At 71.9% G+C, this 19,983-nt stretch carries 15 protein-coding genes and 1 pseudogene; 10 read left to right on the forward strand and 6 right to left on the reverse strand.

Annotated features, from left to right (window positions below; genetic code table 11):
• The first annotated feature begins 67 nt into the window (after window positions 1-67).
• From BX286_RS26515 to BX286_RS26540, 6 genes and pseudogenes are all read left to right on the forward strand, one after another.
• Window positions 68-1,216, forward strand: a complete 1,149-nt coding sequence (locus BX286_RS26515) for an ABC transporter ATP-binding protein (protein ID WP_100862770.1) — start codon at window positions 68-70, stop codon at window positions 1,214-1,216.
• The gene (locus BX286_RS26520) at window positions 1,213-2,142 is read left to right on the forward strand and encodes an ABC transporter permease (RefSeq protein WP_079430029.1); all 930 of its coding nucleotides are present in this window, start codon (window positions 1,213-1,215) and stop codon (window positions 2,140-2,142) included. The genes BX286_RS26515 and BX286_RS26520 overlap by 4 nt, the downstream gene beginning before the upstream one ends.
• Window positions 2,142-2,936 carry an ABC transporter permease gene (locus tag BX286_RS26525; protein WP_079430030.1) on the forward strand — a complete coding sequence of 265 codons (795 nt, stop codon included), beginning with the start codon at window positions 2,142-2,144 and terminating at the stop codon, window positions 2,934-2,936. The genes BX286_RS26520 and BX286_RS26525 overlap by 1 nt, the downstream gene beginning before the upstream one ends.
• A 23-nt stretch (window positions 2,937-2,959) precedes the next feature.
• Window positions 2,960-4,378, forward strand: coding sequence for an FAD-binding oxidoreductase (locus BX286_RS26530; RefSeq protein WP_121016479.1), 1,419 nt, complete (start codon window positions 2,960-2,962; stop codon window positions 4,376-4,378).
• A gap of 164 nt (window positions 4,379-4,542) precedes the next feature.
• The gene (locus tag BX286_RS37550) at window positions 4,543-5,013 is read left to right on the forward strand and encodes a hypothetical protein (protein WP_079430032.1); all 471 of its coding nucleotides are present in this window, start codon (window positions 4,543-4,545) and stop codon (window positions 5,011-5,013) included.
• Window positions 5,014-5,237: 224 nt separating this feature from the next.
• Window positions 5,238-5,618: pseudogene (locus BX286_RS26540) on the forward strand (chitinase); the annotation flags it as partial.
• On the opposite strand, the gene BX286_RS37905 reads toward BX286_RS26540, so the two are convergent.
• Together BX286_RS37905 and gabT are read right to left on the reverse strand one after the other, a co-directional pair.
• Window positions 5,587-6,060, reverse strand: a complete 474-nt coding sequence (locus BX286_RS37905; protein WP_315974768.1) for a phosphatase PAP2 family protein — start codon at window positions 6,058-6,060, stop codon at window positions 5,587-5,589. The pseudogene BX286_RS26540 and the gene BX286_RS37905 overlap by 32 nt on opposite strands.
• 454 nt (window positions 6,061-6,514) lie before the next feature.
• The gene (gene gabT / locus BX286_RS26550) at window positions 6,515-7,861 is read right to left on the reverse strand and encodes a 4-aminobutyrate--2-oxoglutarate transaminase (protein WP_079430034.1); all 1,347 of its coding nucleotides are present in this window, start codon (window positions 7,859-7,861) and stop codon (window positions 6,515-6,517) included.
• Window positions 7,862-8,105: 244 nt separating this feature from the next.
• On the opposite strand from gabT, the gene BX286_RS26555 reads away from it, so the two are divergent.
• The 3 genes from BX286_RS26555 to BX286_RS26565 all read left to right on the forward strand — a co-directional run bounded on the left by BX286_RS26555 (window position 8,106) and on the right by BX286_RS26565 (window position 13,870).
• Complete coding sequence (locus tag BX286_RS26555) at window positions 8,106-10,481, forward strand: ATP/GTP-binding protein (RefSeq protein ID WP_121016481.1); 2,376 nt, start codon at window positions 8,106-8,108, stop codon at window positions 10,479-10,481.
• Between the two features lie 136 nt (window positions 10,482-10,617).
• Window positions 10,618-12,198, forward strand: coding sequence for a PucR family transcriptional regulator (locus BX286_RS26560; RefSeq protein WP_121016483.1), 1,581 nt, complete (start codon window positions 10,618-10,620; stop codon window positions 12,196-12,198).
• 226 nt (window positions 12,199-12,424) lie between these two features.
• The gene (locus BX286_RS26565) at window positions 12,425-13,870 is read left to right on the forward strand and encodes an aldehyde dehydrogenase family protein (RefSeq protein ID WP_100862765.1); all 1,446 of its coding nucleotides are present in this window, start codon (window positions 12,425-12,427) and stop codon (window positions 13,868-13,870) included.
• A gap of 184 nt (window positions 13,871-14,054) precedes the next feature.
• Here BX286_RS26565 and BX286_RS38070 read toward each other — a convergent pair whose 3' ends face one another.
• The 4 genes from BX286_RS38070 to BX286_RS26585 form a co-directional block, all read right to left on the reverse strand.
• The gene (locus tag BX286_RS38070) at window positions 14,055-14,552 is read right to left on the reverse strand and encodes a DUF2752 domain-containing protein (RefSeq protein WP_398898808.1); all 498 of its coding nucleotides are present in this window, start codon (window positions 14,550-14,552) and stop codon (window positions 14,055-14,057) included.
• Window positions 14,486-14,728, reverse strand: a complete 243-nt coding sequence (locus BX286_RS36740) for a CD225/dispanin family protein (protein ID WP_159036719.1) — start codon at window positions 14,726-14,728, stop codon at window positions 14,486-14,488. The genes BX286_RS38070 and BX286_RS36740 overlap by 67 nt, the downstream gene beginning before the upstream one ends.
• A gap of 248 nt (window positions 14,729-14,976) precedes the next feature.
• A complete protein-coding gene (locus BX286_RS26580) occupies window positions 14,977-15,408 on the reverse strand; it encodes a hypothetical protein (protein ID WP_079430039.1) in 432 nt (143 codons plus the stop codon).
• Window positions 15,409-15,420: 12 nt separating this feature from the next.
• On the reverse strand, window positions 15,421-17,505 hold the full coding sequence (locus tag BX286_RS26585) for a CHAT domain-containing protein (RefSeq protein ID WP_079430040.1): 2,085 nt from the start codon (window positions 17,503-17,505) through the stop codon (window positions 15,421-15,423).
• Between the two features lie 470 nt (window positions 17,506-17,975).
• On the opposite strand from BX286_RS26585, the gene BX286_RS26590 reads away from it, so the two are divergent.
• On the forward strand, window positions 17,976-19,928 hold the full coding sequence (locus BX286_RS26590) for an acyl-CoA dehydrogenase family protein (RefSeq protein ID WP_079430041.1): 1,953 nt from the start codon (window positions 17,976-17,978) through the stop codon (window positions 19,926-19,928).
• Window positions 19,929-19,983: the final 55 nt, after the last annotated feature.

A 19,983-nucleotide genomic window follows, 5' to 3' on the forward strand; every position in this document is an offset into this window, starting at 1 on the left:
GCCCCCTCGCCGGCCCTGCGCGCGCCCCCGACCCCCTCCCACGACACACCACCGAAGGCCCAGGCCCATGACCGACACCACCGCGAGCGGCGACGTCCGCCTCGCCGGGATCAGCAAGCACTACGGCTCCTTCACCGCCGTGCACCCGCTGGACCTCACCATCCCCCAGGGCTCCTTCTTCGCCCTGCTCGGCGCCTCGGGCTGCGGGAAGACCACCACCCTGCGCATGATCGCCGGTCTGGAGGAGCCCTCCACCGGCACCATCAGCCTCGGCGAGCGCGAGGTCACCCACCTGCCGCCCTACAAGCGCCCGGTGAACACCGTCTTCCAGAGCTACGCGCTGTTCCCGCACATGGACATCTTCGAGAACATCGCCTTCGGCCTGCGCCGCCGCGGCATCAAGTCGGTCAAGAAGCAGGTCGACGACATGATCGACCTCGTCCAGCTCGGCGAGCACGCCCGCAAGAAGCCCCACCAGCTCTCCGGCGGCCAGCAGCAGCGCGTGGCGGTCGCCCGCGCCCTGATCAACCACCCGCAGGTCCTCCTCCTCGACGAGCCGCTCGGCGCCCTCGACCTCAAGCTGCGCCGCCAGATGCAGCTGGAGCTCAAGCGGATCCAGACCGAGGTCGGCATCACCTTCGTGCACGTCACCCACGACCAGGAGGAGGCCATGACCATGGCCGACACGGTCGCGGTGATGAACGGCGGCCGCGTCGAGCAGCTGGGCGCCCCCGCCGAGCTCTACGAGAACCCGCGCACCACCTTCGTCGCGAACTTCCTCGGCACCTCCAACCTGATCGAGGCCTCCGTGGAGTCCGCCGGCTCCGACGTCATCGTCTCGGCCTCCGGCGCCACGCTCCGGCTGCCGGCCGCCCGATGTTCGACCACGCCCCGTACCGGCGGAAAGCTGCTGGTCGGTGTGCGTCCCGAGAAGATCTCCCTGGTCCCCGCCGAGGACGCGCACACCATCGCCGCCGGCCGCAACACGATCGCCGGGAAGATAGCCGATTCCTCCTTCATCGGCGTCTCCACCCAGTACGTCATCGACAGCCCGGTCTGCGCCGAGCTGGAGGTCTACGTCCAGAACATCGAGCGCGACGCCCGCCTGGTCCCCGGCGCCGAGGTCGTCCTGCACTGGAACCCCGAGCACACGTTCGGGCTTGATGCGGCTCAGGACATCGAGGCCGGTATCGAGACGGTCGAGGAGAGCGCGTGACCGCCACCGCCGCGCCGCCGCAGACCGCCGCCCCGGCCGAGCCCCCGGTCCACCGGGCCTCGCTGCGCAAGCGCCTGATCCCGTACTGGCTGCTGCTCCCCGGCATCGTCTGGCTGCTCGTCTTCTTCGTGCTGCCGATGGTCTACCAGGCCTCCACCTCGGTGCAGACCGGCTCCCTCGAAGAGGGCTTCAAGGTCACCTGGCACTTCCAGACCTACTGGGACGCCTTCACCGAGTACCTACCGCAGTTCCTGCGCTCCCTGGCCTACGCCGGCACCGCGACCGTGCTGTGCCTGCTGCTGGGCTACCCGCTGGCCTACCTGATCGCCTTCAAGGCGGGCCGCTGGCGCAACCTCCTGCTGGTCCTCGTCATCGCCCCGTTCTTCACGAGCTTCCTGATCCGCACCCTGGCCTGGAAGACGATCCTGGCCGACGGCAGCCCGGTCGTCGGAGTCCTCGACAAGATCGGCTTCCTGGACGTCACCAGCTGGCTCGGCATCACCGAGGGCAGCCGGGTACTGGCCACGCCGCTCGCGGTGGTCTGCGGTCTGACGTACAACTTCCTCCCCTTCATGATCCTGCCGCTCTACACCTCGCTGGAGCGCATCGACACCCGCCTCCACGAGGCCGCCGGCGACCTGTACGCGACCCCGGCCACGGTGTTCCGCAAGGTGACCTTCCCGCTCTCGATGCCGGGCGTGGTCTCCGGGACCCTGCTGACCTTCATCCCCGCGAGCGGCGACTACGTCAACGCCGAGCTCCTCGGCTCGACGGACACCCGGATGATCGGCAACGTCATCCAGTCGCAGTACCTGCGGATCCTCGACTACCCGACGGCGGCCGCGCTGTCCTTCATCCTCATGGCCATCGTGCTGATCATGGTCACCGTCTACATCCGCCGAGCGGGAACGGAGGACCTGGTCTGATGCGTTGGCTCCGCCGCAATCTCGTCGTCATCGCCGGCCTCGGCACGCTCGCGTACCTGATCCTGCCGAACGTCGTCGTGACGGTCTTCTCCTTCAACAACCCCACCGGGCGCTTCAACTACGCCTGGCAGGAGTTCTCCCTCGACGCGTGGAAGGACCCGTGCGGGGTCGCCGACCTGTGCGGCTCCCTCTCGCTCTCCCTCCAGATCGCCCTGTGGGCCACCATCGGCGCCACCGTCCTCGGCACCGCCATAGCCTTCGCGCTGGTGCGCTACCGGTTCCGGGCGCGCGGGGCGGTCAACTCGCTGATCTTCCTGCCGATGGCCATGCCCGAGATCGTGATGGCCGCCTCGCTGCTCGCCCTGTTCCTCAACATGGGCATCCAGCTGGGCTTCTGGACCATCCTGATCGCCCACGTGATGTTCTGCCTCAGCTTCGTCGTCGCCGCCGTCAAGGCGCGCGTGCTGTCGATGGACCCGAGGCTGGAGGAAGCCGCCCGCGACCTCTACGCCGGGCCCGTGCAGACCTTCCTGCGCGTCACCCTGCCGATCGCGGCACCCGGTATCGCGGCGGGAGCGCTGCTGTCATTCGCGCTCTCGTTCGACGACTTCATCATCACCAACTTCAACTCGGGCAACACCGTCACCTTCCCCATGTTCGTGTGGGGATCGGCCCAGCGCGGTACGCCCGTCCAGATCAACGTCATCGGCACGGCGATGTTCGTCATCGCGGTGCTGGTGGTCCTCGCCGGCCAGTGGGCCGGCAACCGCCGCAAGAAGGCACAACCGAAGTAGACCCCCGTAGGGAGTTGGAAGCCATGGCCCCAGTCGCCATGCGTAGTGTTGCGAAATCCCTTTCCGAAGCGAAGCCGGTCTCGTACTGGCTGGACGACCCCGGCCGCCCCGACCCGCAGCCGGCCCTCACCTCCGACGAGCGCTGCGACCTGCTGGTCGTGGGAGGCGGCTACAGCGGGCTGTGGACCGCGCTGCTCGCCAAGGAGCGCGACCCCGGCCGGGACGTCGTACTGATCGAGAGCAAGGAGGCGGGCTGGGCCGCCTCCGGCCGCAACGGCGGATTCTGCGCGGCCTCCCTCACCCACGGCTTCGCCAACGGGCTGGCCCGCTGGCCCGGTGAGCTGGCCAAGCTGGAGGAGCTCGGCGCCCGCAACCTCGACGCCATCGAGGAGGCGGTCGCCCGCTACGGCATCGACTGCGACTTCGAGCGCACCGGCGAGATCGACGTGGCCACCGAGCCGCACCAGGTCGAGGAGCTGCGCGAACTGCACGAGGAGGCCCGCCGGCTCGGCCTCGCCGACGGCTCCGAATGGCTGGAGGGCGAGGCCCTGCGCGCGGAGGTCAACTCCCCGACCTTCCTCGCGGGCCTGTGGGACCGCGAGGGCGTCGCCATGCTCAACCCCGCCAAGCTGGCCTGGGGCCTGAAGCGGGCCTGCCTGGAGCAGGGCGTGCGGATCTACGAGAACACCCGCGGCCTGAAGATGGCCCGGGCGGGCGCCGCGATGACCGTGGAGACCCCGTACGGGACGATCCTGGCCCGCCGGGTCGCCCTGGGCACCAACATCTTCCCGTCGCTGGTCAAGCGCATCCGCCCGTTCACCGTCCCGGTGTACGACTACGCGCTGATGACCGAGCCGCTGACGGAGGAGCAGCTGGCCTCCGTCGGCTGGAAGAACCGTCCCGGCCTGGGCGACAGCGCCAACCAGTTCCACTACTTCCGCATCACCCGGGACAACCGCATCCTGTGGGGCGGCTACGACGCGATCTACCCCTACCGGGGCAAGCTCGACTCGGAGTACGACCACCGCCCCGAGACCTACCTCAAGCTGGCGGAGCACTTCTTCACCGCCTTCCCGCAGCTGGAGGGGCTGCGCTTCAGCCACGCCTGGGGCGGGGCCATCGACACCTGCTCCCGCTTCTCGGCGTTCTTCGGCACCGCGCACGCGGGCCGCGTCGCCTACGCCGCCGGCTACACCGGGCTCGGGGTGGGCGCCACCCGCTTCGGCGCCGACGTGATGCTGGACCTGCTGGACGGGCTGTCCACCGAGCGCACCCGGCTGGAGATGGTGAAGTCCAAGCCGATGCCCTTCCCGCCGGAGCCCCTGGCCTGGACCGGGATCGCCCTCACCAAGTGGTCCCTGGCCCGCGCCGACGCCCGGGGCGGCCACCGCAACCTGTGGCTGAAGACCCTGGACCGCTTCGGCCTCGGCTTCGACAGCTGAGGACGCGATCGGGCGCCGTCGGACGCGCCCCGGCGCCTGCCCGCGCCGGGGCCGGCGACCGGGATCACCTCCATGGAGTAACGCGACCCGCGTCATAGCCCCGCCCGGCCCCGCTCTCTCCCGGTGAGACACCCTCACACCGCGAGACGAACGGAGGCCGGGCGATGGCGTTCCCGGAGACCAGGACGGCAGTGGAGTGGCTGGCGGCGGCCGCGCCGGATCCGGAAGCCTGCCGGTGGGACTGGGAGCGCAGCCCGCTCGGGGTCGCCCTCCTGCCCGCCGGGCGGCACTGGGACCTGCTGATCACCCCCGGCGGGCTGGGCGGGGCCGCCCTCGGAGTGCTGCGCCGGCTGCCCGCCCCGCCCGGACCCGTGCTCGCCGGAGGCCGCACCGACCGCCTGGGCTTCTTCGTCCCGCCGGGCACCGCCGCCCACTGGACCGGCACGGGCGTACGGGGCGCGGGGCGCGGGAGCTGGATCGCGGTCCCCTACCCGGGCCGGGCGACGGGCGGTCCGCGCTGGCTGCAACTCCCGGACGGCCGGGGCACCCTGACGGACCCGGCACTGTTGGAGCTGGCCCTGCACGAGGCGGCGGGGCGGGCCCTGGAGGGCGAGCGGGGAGGCGGCCGTGCGTGAAGCCTTGACAAGGGGATTGGTCTGGACCACGTCGGCCCGGATCCTCCATCCCCCCACGATCCGGAGGCACTTGTGCGCAGACCCCTGCCCCTCCTGGCCGCCGCCGCCCTCCGCGCCACCCCGGCCGGCCAGGACAACGCCCGCTGCGCCCAGGCCGTCACCGTCGCACCGGACTCCGCGTACACCCTCAGCGCGTGGGTGCAGGGCGCCTACGTCTGCCTCGGCGCGAGGACTACAACTCCGGCCCGGTCATGGGCCTGGACGGCCAGTACCACTCCATGGGCGGAGCCGACTTCCACACGGCGATGACGGACATGCTGCTCACCGGCTTCCCGGTCGCGGGGAACGCCTCCCGCGTCTTCCCGCCCCTGCGCCCGGACCAGGTCGCCATCGGCCTCCCGGCCACCCCGAACGCGGGCAACGGCCAGACCCCGCCGACGGAGGTGACCAAGACCCTGGACTGCCTGACCAGGCACACGGACTGCGGCACCTACCAGCCCCACGGCACCTGGCCCGTCCTGCGCGGGCTGATGACCTGGTCCGTCAACTGGGACCGCTTCGGCGGCTGGGAGTTCAGCCGGAACTTCGACGCGTACTTCGGCTGACCGCCCACCGCACGCCCAGCAGCAGGGGGGCGCACATCAGGAGGCTGGCCAGGACGTCCAGCGGCCAGTGGAAGCCCCGCACCACCAGGCCCGCCGCGGTCAGGGCCGTCAGGGCCGCCGCGGCGGGCAGGGGCCAGCGGCGGCGGGTGTGCGGGGTGAGGAGGAAGGCCGCGGCCGTGTAGGCCGTCAGGGCCGTGGCCGTGTGGCCGGAGGGGTAGTAGCCGGCGGCCCAGGGCTCCAGCGGGCCCGGGCGGGCGGTCCACTCCTTGAGGGGCACGATCAGCGCCGGCACCACGGCCATCGCCAGACCGGCCGCGAGGGCGGCGAGGCGGTGGCCGCGCCGGACGGCGTACGCCATGGCCAGGACGAGGACGGGAACGGCGACCTCGACGTTCCCGAGGTCCGCGAGGCGCTCGGTGGCGGCGTCGGGGACGGTGCGCACCAGGGCGTGGCTCAGCTCCTGATCCGGCGTCAGCAGTGGGCCCCCGTCGAGGACCTGCCAGGTGATCAGGGCGAAGAGGGCGGCGCAGACGGCCGCCAGGAGGAGGGGGAGGAAGGGGAGGGAAGAGGCCGGCCGTCCCGGAACGGGGGGGATGGTTCCGGGACGGCCGCCCGGATCGGGTTGCCGTGCGCCCCGGGGGGTTTGGGGCGGACGGCCGTCCGATCGGAGAGGAGTGTGCGCGAACGCATGCCCAGTACGGCGCTGGGGAAGCCCTGTACCGGTTTCGCCCCCGGTTGCCCGGGAGCGGTCTGTCTCACTCATCTGCAGAAACCGTACGGCAGCCGAAGGGGGACCGACAGCAGGAACGGCCTCTTGCCATCGGCCCCCCACACCTTCTTCACAGCGCCCGACCGTTACCGGCGGTACCGGCGGGCTCCTGTGTTCGGCGGTTCGCTCAGACGTCCGTGCCGATGGCCGCGAACGCCGCCTCGATGAGGTCCAGGCCCTCGTTCAGCAGCTCGTCGCTGATGACCAGCGGCGGCAGGAAGCGCAGCACGTTGCCGTAGGTGCCGCAGGTGAGGACGAGCAGGCCCTCGGCGTGGCAGGCCTTGGCGAGCGCGCCGGCCGCCTCCGGGAACGGGGTCTTGGACGCGGGGTCCTTGACGAGCTCGATCGCGATCATGGCGCCGCGGCCGCGGATGTCGCCGATGATGTCGTACTTCTCCTGCATCGCGGACAGGCGCGACTTCATGATGGACTCGATGTTCTTCGCCTTGGCGTTGAGGTCGAGCTCCTTCATGGTCTCGATGGAGCCCAGCGCGCCGGCGCAGGCCACCGGGTTGCCGCCGTAGGTGCCGCCCAGGCCGCCCGCGTGCGCGGCGTCCATGATCTCGGCGCGGCCCGTCACGGCGGCGAGCGGGAGACCGCCCGCGATGCCCTTGGCGGTGGTCATCAGGTCCGGGACGATGCCCTCGTCCTCGCACGCGAACCACTGGCCGGTGCGGCAGAAGCCGGACTGGATCTCGTCGGCGACGAAGACGATGCCGTTCTCGTTGGCGAACTTCACGATCGCCGGGAGGAAGCCCTTGGCCGGCTCGATGAAGCCGCCCTCGCCGAGGACCGGCTCGATGATGATCGCGGCGACGTTCTCGGCGCCGATCTGCTTGGTGATCTGGTCGATCGCCTGGGCGGCGGCCTCGGGGCCGCAGTTCTCGGCACCGGTGGGCCAGCGGTAGCCGTAGGCGACCGGGACGCGGTAGACCTCGGGGGCGAACGGGCCGAAGCCCTGCTTGTACGGCATGTTCTTCGCCGTCAGCGCCATCGTGAGGTTGGTACGGCCGTGGTAGCCGTGGTCGAAGACGACGACGGCCTGGCGCTTGGTGTACGCACGGGCGATCTTGACGGCGTTCTCGACGGCCTCGGCGCCCGAGTTGAACAGGGCCGACTTCTTGGCGTGGGTGCCCGGGGTCAGCTCGGCGAGGGCCTCGCAGACCTCGACGTAACCCTCGTAGGGGGTGACCATGAAGCAGGTGTGGGTGAAGTCGGCGAGCTGCGCGGAGGCGCGGCGCACGACGGCCTCGGCGGAGGCGCCGACGGAGGTCACGGCGATGCCGGAGCCGAAGTCGATCAGGCGGTTGCCGTCGACGTCCTCGATGATGCCGCCGCCCGCGCGCGCCGTGAAGACGGGGAGCACGGAGCCCACGCCGCCGGCCACCGTCGAAAGGCGGCGGGCCTGAAGCTCCTGCGACTTGGGGCCGGGGATCGCGGTGACGATGCGGCGCTCCTGCGGGACAGCGGTCATAGAGGGCTCCCTGGGGGGTGGTTTCGGACGCACTTGTGTCTTTGTCCGCAGGCTAGGCCCGGGGGAGGGGGTAGGGCATGCTCCGTTAGGGAGTGGTGTCCGCGTGTCCTTGTCCGTGGCGGCCATAGAAGGGCGCGGCGCGTGGGCCGTGGATCCCGCCGGGGTGCGGGCCCAAGTGGCGGGCCGGGCACTAGATTGAGCGCCGCGGCGTTACAGGGAACGGCAGGGCAGGGGGCAGGGGTTCATGGACAGCGAGGGCACCTACGACGGACGGGCGACCCGCGCGGGGCACGTCCCCCGCCCGGCCGCACCCGCCCAGGCCCCGCCCAAGCCACGGCACGCGCCGACGGCAGCCCCCGGCTCTGGGTACGGCGCGGGCCAGGGCTTCGCCGACTGGCTGCGGACCCCGCGCAGCCAGGCCGGTCCCGGGATCTGGGCCTTCGGCTACGTGCCGCGCGCCGAGAAGGAGCCCGAGGCGGGTTCGGACCGTTCCCTGATCAGCGGCTTTGTCATCTCGGCCCTGGCCTGCGTGCTCGTCTGGTCGCTGATGCGCAACAGCTACCTCCCGTACTGGACCGTGCCGCTCAAGCTGTTCACGCCGGACGATTGGTGGGCCCCCTTCACGGGTGCCCCCGTCAAGGGGACGGGGGGCGAGGTGGCCGAACCGGTCTACCAGCTCCTCTTCGACACCGCCCTGCTCTACGGGTTCGGCCGCTTGGGGGCCTGGCCCACGGTCTGGCGGCGCCTGGTCGTCGCGCGGGGCCGCCTGGTGCAGGCGGGAGCCACTGCGGTCCTCTGCCTGATCACCCTCTGGCTGGTGGCCCAGCTGGCGCTGCCGGTACGGCTCGCCGTCTACCCGTTCCTGCCCCTCGCCGCGGGGGACCCGACCGGCAACACCGCCACCATGGCCCGGGCGGACACCGTCGTCACCGTGATGATCGTGCTGGCCTTCCTCTGGCCCGCGCTGCGCAGGCCCGCCGACAAGATCGCTGCGGCCGCCCTCGGCGGCCCACCCGCCGGATCACGCCCGGTCGAGCCCGGCTCGCCCGCCGACCCCGCCGAATGGCCCGAGCTGCGGGACGCCGGGCTCGGGGACGTGGCCCGGCGGCTCGGGGGGGAGGTGCTCGGGGGGCGGATGAACGACGTGGACTACGCGCGGATCCGGCGGGCCTGGGAGTCCGTGCGGGCCGACCCCGCCCGGCTGCCCGCCTTCGCCGACGCCGTCCGCGACCAGGGCGCCGCCGCCTGCGTCCACCCCTCCGGCGACCGCGACCTGCCCGTGCGGGCCGCCCGGCACGACCTCCTCGCCCGCCAGGTGCTCCTCGGCACCGTCGAGGACGGCGAGCGCAACCCCTACGCCCGCCGCGGCACCGGCCTCGCCCTCGGCCCCGACGTGCTCGGGACCTCCCTGCTGGCCGTCGGCCCTTCCGGCAGCGGCAAGACCGCCCGCCTGGTGCGGCCCGTCGTGGAGTCTCTGGCGCTCCAGGCGCTGGCCGGCCAGGCCGCCGTCGTCGCCGTCGGCGCGGCCGGCTCCCGGCTCGGCCCCGACGAGGCCTACGACATCGTGGTCCGCGTCGGCGACCCCGAATCCGTCCACGACCTCGACCTCTACGGCGGCACCGGCGACTGCGACGAGGCCGCCGCCCTCCTCGCCGAGGCCCTCGTCGCCGACGTCCCCGGCGCCGACGTGCGCCGCGCCGCCACCGCCCTCGCCCAGCTGCTCGGCCCGTTCCGCGCCGCGCACGGCCGCTTCCCCGCCGTGCCCGAGCTGCGCGAGCTGCTCGACGGGGTGCCCGGCGCCGTCACCTCCCTGCGCCAGGCCCTGGAGGGCGCCGGGCAGCAGGCGATGCTCCGCGAGCTCGACGCGCGCGAGCGCCAGTACGGGGCCCACGGCGACCCCGGCCCGGCCCTCGCCGACCGGATCGCCCTGCTCGACCGGCCCGCCTTCGCCGGGTTCTTCGACACCACCGGCCGCGCCCGGCCCTTCTCGCTGCGCACCCTCGAACACCCCGTCCGGGTCCGCGTGGACCTGCCCGAACGCGGGCACGCCGAAGCCTCCCGGATGCTGGCCCGGCTGCTGCTCGCGCAGTTCAACGCCTCCGTCGCCGCCCGCGCCGACCGCTCCCTGTTCGCCTTCCTCGCCCTCGACGACGCCTCCCACACCCTGACCCCGGAGACCGTCCGCGGACTCCAGCGGCTGCGCTCGGTGAACGCCGGGGTCCTGCTCGCGCTGCGCTCGCTGGACGACGTACCGGAGGCCCTGCGCACCCCGCTGCTGGGGGCGGTCGGCTGCCGGATGGCGTTCTCCGGGGTGACCACCTGGGACGGGCAGCGCTTCGCCGACGCCTGGGGCACCGAGTGGGTCGAGACCCGCGACGTCACCCACCGGACCGTCTTCGCCGACCAGCCGCTGACCCGGGCCATCCACGCCTTCCGCAAGATGGTCACCGGAAAAGCGGTGACCACCGACGCGGTCACCGTCCGCCAGGTGGAGCGCGAGCGCTGGTCCGCCTCCGAGCTGGCACACGCCGTACCGCCCGGCTGCGCGGTGCTGTCCCTCACCTCCGTCCGGGGGGAACGTGCAGCTCCGCTTCTGCTCCGGCTGGCCGGAACGGGCTGAGAGAACCCGTACGGGGTGGCAGAATCGAGAGGGGCCGTTCATACGACTTGGAGAAATCCCCGGACCGGGGGAGCCCAGGATCGAGGACGCTCCTTCCCCCGCTCCCCGCCCTCCCCCCGAAGGCCCCTGGTACCCGATGCCGCTCACCCTCGCCTCGCTCGTCCAGCACTCGGCGCTCAAGCTCAGCGTCCGGGCGGGGGAGAGCCGCCTCGACACCCCCGTGCGCTGGGCCCACGTCAGCGAGCTCGCCGACCCCGTCCCCTATATGGAGGGCGGCGAGCTGCTGCTGGTCACCGCCATGAAGCTGGACGCCGAGGACCCCGAGGAGATGCGGCGCTACGTACGGCGCCTCGCCGCCGCCGGGGTCGTCGGCATCGGCTTCGCCGTCGGCGTCAACTACGAGGCCGTCCCCGAGGCGCTGGTCCAGGCCGCCCGGGAGGAGGACCTGCCGCTGCTGGAGGTGCCCCGGCGCACCCCGTTCCTCGCCATCAGCAAGGCCGTCTCGGCGGCCCTCGCGGCCGACCAGTACCGGGCCGTGACCGCCGGGTTCGAGGCGCAGCGGGAGCTGACCCGGGCCGCGCTGTCCTCCGACGGCCCGGCCGACCTGCTGGCGAAGCTGGCGGCCCACGTGCACGGCTGGGCCGCGCTCTACGACACCTCCGGCGCCGTCGTCGCGGCCGCCCCCGACTGGGCGGCGCGGCGGGCCGCCCGGCTCACCCCCGACGTGGAGCGGCTGCGGGAGCGGCCCGCGCCCGCGAGCGCGGTGGTGGGCGGGGCCGAGGACCGGGTCGAGCTCCAGTCGCTGGGCACCGGACGGCGGGCCCGCGGCGCGCTCGCCGTGGGCACGGCGGCACCGCTGGGCACCGCCGAGCGGTACGCCGTGCACTCCGCCGTCGCCCTGCTGACCCTGACCACGGAGCGCTCGCGCTCCCTGCACGACGCCGAGTCCCGGCTGGGCGCGGCGGTGCTGCGGATGCTGCTGGAGGGGGAGGCCGGGCACGCCCGGGCGGTGGCCGGGGACCTGTACGGGGCCCTGCTGGAGGCGCCGTTCCGGATCGTCGTCGCCGAGCCGGCCCTGCCGGGGACGGCCCAGCCGGAGGGGCTGGCGCTGCTCGCCGACGCCGTGGAGTCGGCGGCCTCGCGGACCGGGGAGGCCCTGCTGGTGGTGCCCGAGCCGGGACGGCTGGTGGTGCTCGCCGCCGACGGGGGAGCGGCCGTGCAGGCCTGCGCGGACCACGCCGAGGCGCTGGAGTCCCGGCGCGGGCGCGAGACGGCCGGGCCGGAGCCGGACGAGCTCGTCGTCGGCCTGTCGGCCCCGGCCGGGCCGGACGGTGTGGCGGCCGCCTTCAAGCAGGCCGACCAGGCGCTGGCCGTGGCCCGGCGCCGGGGGCGGCCGCTGGTCGAGCACGAGGACCTGGCGGCGGGCTCCGTGCTGCCGCTGCTCGCCGACGACGCGGTACGCGCCTTCGCGGAGGGCACCCTGAGGGCCCTGCGCGAGCACGACGCCACCGGGCGCGGGGACCTCGTCGCCTCCCTCCAGGCCTGGCTCTCCCGGCACGGGCAGTGGGACGCCGCCGCCGCGGACCTCGGGGTCCACCGGCACACCCTGCGCTACCGGATGAAGCGCGTCGAGGAGATCCTCGGCCGCTCCCTGGACGACCCGGACGTCCGGATGGAGCTGTGGCTCGCCCTCAAGGCCAGCCCGGCCCAGCGCTGACCCTCCGGGGTGGTCCGGGGCCGCGGCGTCCGCAGCCCCTCGAAGGCGGCGGAGCCGCTCGGCACCCGGGCGACACTGACAAAGCGGAGCAGCCCCGCCGGGAGGTTCTCCAACGCGGATAAACAGGGAATCGGCCGCGGAGACCTACCGTGGTGGGGACAAGGACCGCCCCCAGCTACCGCTGGGAGGTGCCCCCAGAACACACCACCGAAGGGCCGGGATTCGCATGACTTCCACCCACGCCTTCTGGCTCGCCGGCCGCCAGGCCACCGGCGAGGACAGCTTCGACGTCCACAATCCGTGGGACGGCCGGCTCGTCGGCACCGTCAGCGTGCCCACCGACGCCCAGGTGGAAGAGGCCGTGGCCGCGGCGTACGCCGTGACGGCGGAGTTCTCCGCGACCCCCGCCCACGTACGGGCCGCCGCCCTGGACCACGTGTCCAAGCGGCTCGTCGAGCGCACCGAGGAGATCGCCCAGCTGATCTCCGCCGAGAACGGCAAGCCGATCAAGTGGGCGCGCGGTGAGGTCGGCCGTGCGGTGTCCGTCTTCCGTTTCGCCGCCGAAGAGGCCCGCCGCTTCAACGGCGGAGATGCCCAGCGCCTGGACACCGACGCCGGTGGCGTCGGCCGCCTGGCCCTGACCCGCCGCTTCGTCAAGGGCCCGGTCCTCGGCATCGCGCCGTTCAACTTCCCGCTGAACCTGTGCGCCCACAAGGTGGCCCCCGCCATCGCCGTCGGCGCGCCGATCATCCTGAAGCCGGCCCCGGCGACCCCGCTCTCCGGCCTGATCCTGGGCGAGCTGCTCGCCGAGACCGACCTCCCGGCCGGTTCCTGGTCGGTCCTGCCGGTCGCCAACGACAAGATGCCGGCCCTGGTCAAGGACGACCGCCTCCCGGTCATCTCCTTCACCGGCTCCGACACCGTCGGCTACGCCATCCAGCAGTCGGTGCCCCACAAGCACTGCACCCTGGAGCTCGGCGGCAACGCCGCGGCCGTGGTCCTCGCCGACTGGTCCTCGGACGCCGACCTCGACTGGGCCGCGACCCGTATCGCGACCTTCTCGAACTACCAGGCCGGCCAGTCCTGCATCTCCGTGCAGCGTGTGATCGCCGACGCCTCCGTCTACGACCGCCTCGTCGAGAAGGTCGTCGCCAAGGTCCAGGCGCAGGTCACCGGCGACCCCGCGGACGACGCCACCGACGTCGGCCCGCTGGTCTCCGAGGACGCCGCCAAGCGCGTCGAGTCCTGGGTGGACGAGGCCGTCTCCGCCGGCGCCAAGCTGCTCACCGGCGGCAAGCGCGACGGCGCCACGGTCGAGCCGACCGTCCTCGCCGAGGTCCCGGCCGGCGTGAAGCTGGCCACCGAGGAGGTCTTCGGCCCGGTCCTGACCATCACCCGCGTCGAGAACACCGACGAGGCCTTCGCCGCCGTCAACGACTCGAAGTTCGGCCTGCAGACGGGCGTCTTCACCCGCGACGTCCAGGTCGCCTTCCGCGCCCACCGCGAGCTCGAGGTCGGCGGCGTGATCATCGGCGACGCCCCCTCCTACCGCGCCGACCAGATGCCGTACGGCGGCGTCAAGCAGTCCGGCGTGGGCCGCGAGGGCGTCCGCTACGCGATGGACGACTACACCTACGAGCGCGTCCTGGTCCTCACGGGCCTCGACATCTGACCCACTCGTACGGTCCCAGACCGACGGCCGGGCCTACTGTGCGGGGGCCCGGCCGTCCCCCTTTACCCCGTTCTCACCTGTGAGAACGGGGTATCGGTTTTTTCTCCACGGCAACCGGGCCTGGCGCTGACCAGCCTGATGGCTGCCGTGGACCCGGGGGGCGAGACGTCCCCGCCCCCGGAGGTCAAGCGGCGAGCACTCCTCCGAAGACGGGAAGATTGCGCAGCACCGTCCACAGGACGACCACGATGAGCGCAAGGCGCGGCCCCCACCACCGGGGGATGCCCCTGCGGCCACTCCGGCTGGTGACGGCACGCAGCCACACGACAGCGGCGCACGGCAAGAACGCGACCAGCAGCAGGTTGTAGTCGGCCGCGGCTGCCACATGGGCGTGAACGAGCTCGTGGAGCGCGCGCAGGCTGCCGCAGCCCGGACAGTCGAGGCCTGTGAGGGATCGGAACGGACAGCTCGGGAACCGTCCCGGTCGAGTGGGATCCACGAGCCCCACGATGACGGCGACCGCTGCGAAGACCGCCGCGCCCAGCCAGGCATCACGGACGGTCTTCGGTGTCGAAGCCCGCGGAGCCGGCCTGGAGGCCCGGAGGCGTGGGGAGGTCACGGCGTCGGCGCTGTGGGTGTGCTCGGGGTACTGGCGAAGCCGATGGCAATAAGGATCACCCACGCCAGGCAGCCGGCCAGGACACTCACGACGACGTAGAGCCTCGCCTTCCGGGACGCTTCCGCGGCTCCCGCGAAGTCACCCACGGTCCATTTGCTTTGGACCTGTGAGGCGAAGACGATGGCGGCGATCCCCGTCGGCAGGAAGCAGAAGAGCGTGACGAGGATGGCAGGGGTCAAGTAGGAGGCCGGCGCTCCTACGCGGCCTTCGTACACTCCCGTTCTCCACTGCTGCGGGCGGCCTTCCGCCGCCTCAGGGGGAAGTGACGAAGGAGGCGATGGCTGAGACGGCGGGGAGTGTGGGGGCGGGGGCTGCTGCGGTGCGATGAACGGCTCCTGCCAAGGGGTCTCCGGACCCCAGTTGTCGTCGGGTGACGGAGGTTGGTGTTGGTCTGCCATGGCTGCGCACCTCTCTGGGTCCGGACCCCTCAGGCAGGAGTCCACATCGAGCGTCGGGAGTCCCAGATCCACCTGTCGCCGTAGGCGTCCAGATGGACCGCCTGCTCGTAGGCCCGTTCCGGCAGACCGGCGCTGAAGGTGACCCGGCCGCCGGTCGCCGACTCGAACACGACGCCCTCGGGCGCGTGTTCTCCCTCCGAGTGGCCTCCCAGCAGTCGGTCCACGAAGGTCTTCAACCCCGTGTGGGCCTCTTTGGCGAGGAGCTGGAACAGAGTGCTGAGGAACGGCTGCATGACAGCGGTCGTTACCAGGACTGTAACGACTTCGCCCGCCCCCCTCCGGGTGGGCCGCAGCATGCAGGTCGTGGGAACACCGGCCTCGCGCAGCGCATCCTGTCCCTCCAGGGCCGGGTCGGCGGGGAGCGACGAGGGCCAGAAGATCTCGACCTCGGGACGTGCCATGACTTTCTCCCTCTATCCCCGATGAGGTAGCGTCCAGCGCTCGACGGCACCCGCCCCGGTGCCCGTCACCAGGCCTCTTCCACCGTCGAGGAAGGCCAGCCCCGCGAGCCGGTGCGGCAGCTGCGCCGCGACGGTCAACTCCCCCGTCTTCAGGTCCCACAAGGTAACCATTCCCTCGTCGTCGGAGATGGCGAGCGCCGAGGAGCCGGGGGAGAAGGCCAGATGGGAGGGTTGGCGCCCGTACTCCGTGCGCCGCAGGAGACGGCCGTCCCAGGACCAGAGGCGTACCCGGCCGTCCGTGCAGCCGGTGGCGAGGAGGTGTTCGGTGAGCGCGAGGCAGAGTATGGGGTGGGGTTGCGGCCAGGTCATCACCGGCTGCCCGGCCACGTCCAACTGGCGTACCACGCCGTCGCCGGTTGCCACGACCACGTGCCGGTCACCCGGTGCGAAACGAAGGGCGCCTAGCCGGCCGCGGCCGCCCCTGCGCTGCCAGCCTTTGGGCTCCTTCCCCGGCCAGGCTGCCAGATCCCGCACGCGGGCACCCCACGAGTTGTAGATGTAGATGTGGTCCCGGACGGTGGCGGCGAGCCAGTGGCCGTTCGCGCTGAACGCCAGGGCGGAGCCCGCTCCTCCCACGTTCATCACGCGCACCGGTTTTGCGGTCTGGAGGTCCCACACGACCACGGTTCCGTCGTTGTGCCGACTGGCCACATGCCGTCGCCAAGGGCCCCAGGCCACACGGATCGGGTTCTCGCGCTGCACGGGCGTGCACTGCGCTACGAGGCCGCCGTGGACCCCGTCCACGATGCGTACCACGCCGTCACCGCAAGCGGCGGCCAGGAGGTCGGACGGCCCGAGCGCCAGGTCGCTGCACGGACCGATCTCCGCGAGCAGAGCGCGGTGGGAGAGGCGCGGTGCTCGCGTGGGGGCCGCCGGCGCGGCCGGGGGCGGCGGCACGTTCACCGTAGTCCGCAACGGTGGCCCTTGTGAGTTCGGCGGTGGGTGGGGCAGTGAGAAGATCCGGGTTTCGTCGGATGCGAGGAACAGCACGGGAGTGGCCCACTCAAGGCTGTCCAAGTCCATCTTCACGTCTTCACGCGCGAGGGTCACCGCCCGGTCGACCGGAAGTCCTGCTGCGATCCGCTCGTAGAACGAGGAGGCGAAGACGAGGGCGGCCCTGTCGGTGATCTCGTACTGCATGGCGACCACGGCCGGTACGCCGGCACGGACGAGATTGGCGGCGGTACCCGCGAAGACGTCCTCGGACCCGCTGACCGCGGATTCACAGGAGTTAAGCACGATGAGACGTAGGTTCGGGCTGTCGGTGATCAGCCTCTCAAAATCACTGGCATATATTTTTTTGGCAGTCCCATCGGCACCGGACAGCTGAATGTATCCGGCATTCCTTTCCTCATCGAATCCGCCGTGGCTGACGCAGTGCAGAACGTGCCAGGAGCCAAACCGCAGCTCTCTCGCCAGATCCTGCCATTGGTCACCGGGCAGCCAGTGGACGTCCACGTTCTCGGAGCTGTACCGTGCGAGCGCCTGTGATATCTGCCCCTCCTCCCGTTTTCCATCCAGCAGGGGAAGGTCGCGGGGATTCGCCGTAATTCCCAGTACGCGCAATGGCAGGGTAAGGGGCAGTGGTGGTGCCGGGTTCATCAGCCGCAGGTACCGGACGATGGGGACACGCAGCGCGAGGTAGTCATCGCGAGACGGATCGACGAGGTATTCCCACGGAATGGACGCGACATGCGGGCCGTTCGTCCGCAGCAGGATCCGCACCGGTGCGCCCTGCCTGCGCGCCTCGCGGCGACACAGGTCGAACTGGGTGGAAATGTCATTCTGGAAGACGGTCTGCGTGAGGCGTTCCCCGAATTCCCGGACCGGTCTTTCGGTGGCGGGGGCACCGCGAACGGGCAGGGAACTGTACGATTTTGCCAGCGAAAGCTCTACCCGGGAAAGGGCGGATTGGAGTTCGGTCTCGGAATATGGCGCCGCCACGCGTATCAGCGCCTCACCGCACTCGGAAGCGCAGGACACGATCCAGTTGGTGTCGGCTTCAATGATTTCGAGCTGGAACGGTAGACCTTTCATTCAATCCACCTCCGCCCCTGGATATATTTCACACCCGATATTTCACGGCGTCTACCCGGAGCACGGGCCCAACGCATTGCCGAGGGTTGGGGATACGGGGCCAGGTAGGCGGCGTGTTTCGCCGCGGGGCCTGCCGCCGTGTCGGGCCTCCGCAGCCTTCCCGACAGTGGTCACGCGTTCCGGGCCGCGGTCCCACGCGGACGCAGACGGCTGGCCGGCCGGAAGGTGCGGGCGAGCGGAGGATCCGGCCAGGTGCGCGGATCATCCGTGCAGGGCCAGAGCTACGCCACCGGTCGGAAGCGGTGCGAAGAACGCAGGCCCGGGGGCTCCGGCCGTCAGCCGTTCGCCCGTCCGTTCCCCCACCCTGCCCGCCCCGCTTTTCCGGGGGCCCCGGAGGGGGTACGACTGACAGGTAGCAACGACCGGTATCCCGGAAAGTCATCCGACTTGGCGGCGAGGTGAGTCCCCGCATGTCCGCAACACAGCCCGTACAGCCCAAGGTGACCGAGCGCGAGGCACGGCAGGTCGCGGAAGCGGCCCGGGAGCAGGACTGGCGCAAACCCAGCTTCGCCAAGGAGCTCTTCCTCGGCCGCTTCCGGCTCGACCTGATCCACCCCCATCCGCTCCCCGCCGACGAGGACGTCCGCCGCGGCGAGGCCTTCCTGGCCCGGCTGCGGGAGTTCTGCGAGAACGAGATCGACGGGCAGCGCATCGAGCGCGAGGCCCGGATCCCCGACGAGACCGTGCGCGGGCTCAAGGAGCTCGGCGCCCTCGGCATGAAGATCAGCCCCGAGTACGGGGGCCTGGGCCTCACCCAGGTGTACTACAACAAGGCGCTCGCCCTCGTCGGCTCCGTCAGCCCGGCCATCGGCGCCCTGCTCTCCGCCCACCAGTCCATCGGCGTCCCCCAGCCGCTGAAGATGTTCGGCACCAAGGAGCAGAAGGACGCCTACCTGCCGCGCTGCGCCACCACCGCGATCAGCGCGTTCCTCCTCACCGAGCCCGACGTCGGCTCCGACCCGGCGCGCCTGGCCACCACGGCCGTCCCGGTCACGGAGGACGGCGAGGAGGCGTACGTCCTCGACGGGGTGAAGCTCTGGACCACCAACGGGGTCGTCGCCGACCTGCTCGTCGTCATGGCCCGGGTCCCCAAGAGCGAGAACCATCGCGGCGGGATCACCGCCTTCGTCGTCGAGGCCGACTCCCCCGGCATCACCGTCGAGCACCGCAACGCCTTCATGGGCCTGCGCGGCCTGGAGAACGGCGTCACCCGCTTCCACCGAGTCCGCGTCCCCGCCTCCCAGCGGATCGGCCCCGAGGGCGCCGGCCTCAAGATCGCGCTGACCACCCTCAACACCGGACGGCTGTCCCTGCCCGCCATGTGCGTCGGTGCCGGCAAGTGGTGCCTGAAGATCGCGCGCGAATGGTCGGGGGTCCGCGAGCAGTGGGGCCGGCCCGTCGCACGGCACGAGGCGGTGGGGGCGAAGATCTCCTTCATCGCCGCGACCACCTTCGCCCTGGAGGCCGTGGTGGACCTCGCCTCGCAGATGGCCGACGAGGACCGCAACGACATCCGCATCGAGGCCGCCCTCGCCAAGCTCTACGGCTCCGAGATGGCCTGCCTGATGGCCGACGAGCTGGTCCAGATCCGCGGCGGACGCGGCTTCGAGACCGCCGACTCCCTCGCCGCGCGCGGCGAACGGGCCGTCCCCGCCGAACAGCTGCTGCGCGACCTGCGCATCAACCGGATCTTCGAGGGATCCACCGAGATCATGCACCTGCTGATCGCCCGCGAGGCCGTCGACGCCCACCTCTCCGTCGCCGGCGACCTCATCGACCCCGACAAGGACCTCGGCGACAAGGCCAGGGCCGGCGCCCGCGCGGCCGGCTTCTACGCCCGCTGGCTGCCCAAGCTCGCCGCCGGACCCGGCCAGGTCCCCGGCACCTACCGCGAGTTCCACCCCGCGGGCCACCCCGACCTCGCCACCCACCTGCGCTACGTCGAGCGCGGCGCCCGCAAACTCGCCCGCTCGACCTTCTACGCCATGTCGCGCTGGCAGGGCCGCATGGAGACAAAGCAGGGCTTCCTCGGACGGATCGTCGACATCGGCGCCGAGCTCTTCGCGATGAGCGCGGCCTGCGTCCGCGCCGAGCACCTGCGCGCCACCGGGGACCACGGCCGCGAGGCCTACCAGCTCGCCGACGCCTTCTGCCGCCAGTCCCGGCTGCGCGTCGAGGAGCTCTTCGGCCGCCTGTGGGCCAACACCGACGACCTCGACCGCAAGGTCGTCCAGGGCGTCCTCTCCGGCACCTACACCTGGCTGGAGGAAGGCGTCCTCGACCCCTCGGGCGACGGCCCCTGGATCGCCGACGCCGCCCCCGGCCCCTCCACGAGGAAAAACGTTCACCGTCCCCTGCGCTGACCTGCCATCATCGGCAGTGTCCGGACGGATGTGCGAGGACGGGTACGAGCGCGAG

The organism is Streptomyces sp. 3211.6 (assembly GCF_003634815.1).
Taxonomy (GTDB): Bacteria; Actinomycetota; Actinomycetes; order Streptomycetales; family Streptomycetaceae; genus Streptomyces; species Streptomyces katrae_A.